2 protein-coding genes and 2 pseudogenes are annotated in these 3,147 nt (G+C 37.3%); 3 read left to right on the plus strand and 1 reads right to left on the minus strand.

Going from position 1 to position 3,147, the window contains the following annotated elements:
* Positions 1 to 114 precede the first annotated feature (114 nt).
* Positions 115 to 894: pseudogene (locus PX481_RS16150) on the minus strand (AAA-like domain-containing protein); the annotation flags it as partial.
* A 263-nt stretch (positions 895 to 1,157) separates the two neighbouring features.
* On the opposite strand from PX481_RS16150, the gene PX481_RS16155 reads away from it, so the two are divergent.
* The 3 genes and pseudogenes from PX481_RS16155 to PX481_RS16165 all read left to right on the plus strand — a co-directional run bounded on the left by PX481_RS16155 (position 1,158) and on the right by PX481_RS16165 (position 2,799).
* The gene (locus PX481_RS16155) at positions 1,158 to 1,319 is read left to right on the plus strand and encodes a hypothetical protein (RefSeq protein ID WP_172969774.1); all 162 of its coding nucleotides are present in this window, start codon (positions 1,158 to 1,160) and stop codon (positions 1,317 to 1,319) included.
* A 350-nt stretch (positions 1,320 to 1,669) separates the two neighbouring features.
* Positions 1,670 to 1,921 (plus strand): hypothetical protein, encoded by a 252-nt coding sequence (locus PX481_RS16160; protein ID WP_288094982.1) that lies wholly within the window; start codon positions 1,670 to 1,672, stop codon positions 1,919 to 1,921.
* Positions 1,908 to 2,799: pseudogene (locus PX481_RS16165) on the plus strand (hypothetical protein). The gene PX481_RS16160 and the pseudogene PX481_RS16165 overlap by 14 nt, the downstream one beginning before the upstream one ends.
* Positions 2,800 to 3,147: the final 348 nt, after the last annotated feature.

A 3,147-nucleotide genomic window follows, 5' to 3' on the forward strand; every position in this document is an offset into this window, starting at 1 on the left:
AACCCTTATATAGAAAGGCATTTAGCGATTTTTGTCAATTGTTTTTTATCTAGAGCGAACTAATCAATTAAGTCTCTTGCCAGATAAGGATTTAGTCGATTTATGCCCCCCTATCGAACCATAACAAGTAACGAAGAGCCACTTTTGCCAAGTATTATTATTTTTTGCCTCCTCGTGCCAAAGACGAAATAAACTAAGGAAATCGTCGGCAACGCTGGTATAGGCAAAGAGACTATCTATCTCCTCTAAAACTAAAATTAGGGGTTTATCCAGCTTTTTGAGCAAATGGTCTTCAAAATAGGCAGTACAGCTATAAAGTCCTAATCCTTCTTGCCATTTTTCCTGAAAGAGAGCTGCTAACCCTAATTTCTTGGAAATAATCAAAGCAAACCAAGAGAGCAATCGGTCTAAATCGCCGATAATTCCTTTACTTGCTTGTAAAAAACTGAAACTGACGGTTTTATACTCTCTTTTGTCAACTTGACTCAAAATTCTATCGACTAATAGGGTTTTACCCATCCCCTTGGCTGATTTAATCCGCAATAATGAACCTGCTTGACTCACCGTCTCCAGACAAAGCTGTTCCACTGGAGGACGTTCAATATACTTGGAAAAATCCGCGGCCCGGTTTTCTCCCTCATCCTCAGACGTGGCAGCTGGTGTTTCCTCCAACTCATCCCAGTCAGAGATTTCTCGATAATCAAGGGCTAATTTTTGACAAATTTCAAAAAAATTGAGATTACTAATCGGTTTACCGTTAAGAAAAAGGCTAATAGTCGATTTTGCGAACCCTAACTCCTCAGCAAGCAGCTGTTGAGTTGCGTAACCATTGAGTTTAACTGCTTGTTTGACTCTAGGGATATATTCTGATTTTACTTTAAGCGATCGCCCCATAACCGTCAAGATTATTGAAAAATGAATGACAACCTAATCTTATCTCAAATAAATCAAACGTATCTCAGACATTTACTCAAACGTATCACAAAAAACTCAGACATATCTCAGACATTTTAAATTGTTCTATGAGAACCTAGAGATTCAGACACAAATTAGTCTTCAAATAAAAGTCAGACATAATATCACAATTCCCAGTCCTCGACTCACACTTCGATGCGTAAATATGAAGGATAGAAAAAAAACTATAGGGAGCAACGACCGTGCATTATCGAAAAATCAAAAAGCTGCTATCTTTAGCTCTAATCACTTTCGCGTTATTGCTGCCTTTTTGGGAAGATAGTCGTGTCCAAGAAGAAGCAAAACCAAAACTCGTCGATCTTATCGAAATCCTGATTCAAGCCACGAAAATCTTGGAGGAATAAGTAGGGAGGCACAATTATTTGTAGGATGGGTTAGCGGTAGCGTAACCCATGCGGGGGTTGGGTTTCATGCTTCAACCCAACCTACGTTCATCTTATATTTAATTCCACCCACCTACTTAACAAAGAAAGTTGGTGCAATGTAGGGGCGCAACGTGGTCAGTGAGTTGCTCGAACTGCTTGCGCCCATAATGTAAGATTGTGAACATTTCACCAAAAAGTAACTGGTAGGCATAATCCTATACTATAATCAGTACAGTCATGAACTAGGCTCCTGTCCATCTGACTTGATTGACGTTTTATCTAATTTGGTTTATACCCCTCAGCAACATTCCTAAATTTATTGGAATTTTATGGCTAAAACAACTGATACCAATTATTTAACCTCCGCGGAGAAGTCTCTTTTATCTGATTTACTCAAAGTTAGGGCTGCCACTGTCTTGAGCTTTGAAATTGAAACAGATAGAATTGGAGAAGCTAACTTACAAGATAAATTAGAAAAACTAGCGGACAAAGGCTATATCAAAGTCAATGAAGAAGAAAGCTACAAAATCTTTACTCCCACTTGGAAAACTCGTTGGCTGAGGGTAAATGGTATTTTGTAGTCAGGTTCTAACGGAATTAGATAAGTTTCCTTTTTTCAGTTCATTCACCCATTACCTATTTTTGGTCGATTCTCAGACAGCTGCCGCCACCGACCTTTCTAGTGAAATACGGAAACTTCTGGGAGAAGATCGGTGGCCTTTTGTCGTGACTGCGATAATTATTGGAGTAGCAGTTGAAACTGGAAGTAGCTATTTCTCAGCTTTTAGGGATTGTCATTTATATTTTCATTTATTTCCCGATTTAAAAAAGGATTTTTTAAATACTTTTGTTAGTTTATTAAAGTTCAAAATTTTTAGATCAATACCCTTATACCTTCTCATTCAACTTATATTTTCTCTATTAAGCTTGATCGAGGATAATGTTTTTTTTGGTTTAATCATTGCTCTGGTCTTCGGTCTTATTATGGGTTCCTTAAACCCTAATTTAGAACAAATCGACCAATTAATGAGTGGATTCAACAGCCTATCGACAATTGCCCCTGTCTCCAGTGGGATCAAAAAGATTTTAGAGCGGTACAAAGACTCTCAAATATCTATTATTAGTCCTTTAGACAAGAAATTGGTAATCAAGAAAACCAGCCTATATATGTCTATTAAGCCTAGATTTAATTGTTTTCAAATAGTTACTATTCAGAAATGCACCCAAAAATTAATCGGTGGATTTACACTGAAAGAAACGCCAGAGAAATATCAAGGAAGATTAGACGCTATCATCGGGGGAAATTTTAGTGACGAGGATACGAGAGAAAGATTAATATGGTTATTATTTGATATTATGAGTCCTGAAGAGATCAATAAAATTACAAATCACCCAGATGAATCAGAAATTTTAATAGGACTGGGAAAAATAGAATCAGGGGAATAGTACGATAAATTAAACGTCGGCCAGTTAATTAAATACAATTGTACTGCTTTTATCGATTAACTGGAATCGATAAAAATCCTTGAGCGGGAGTGATGGGTTGACTTTTCCTGACAATTCTCGCTATCTGGATCAGAAAAAAAGTAACCGATGTGGTAATAATTCGGTAGTAGTGGCGTAGCCCTCTTGCTTACCTGGTATGAATTGTGTTAAATATTTATTAATAAAAATAATTGCAACCCGATCAGTCTTTAAACCTCTAGCTTGATCATGACTTTTCTGATAAATATCTTTTTCTGGCTCCTGTCTGGCTTACTCAAAGATCAGTCTAGCACCGAACAGAGTGCCCCCCTAGTTCACCTCC

The sequence above is a fragment of the Microcystis sp. M53603_WE2 genome (assembly GCF_030065435.1).

Excerpts from the sequence above, each read along its gene's own strand:
- PX481_RS16160 (WP_288094982.1), top strand. The coding sequence starts at position 1,670 with ATGGCTAAAACAACTGATACCAATTATTTAACCTCCGCGGAGAAGTCT.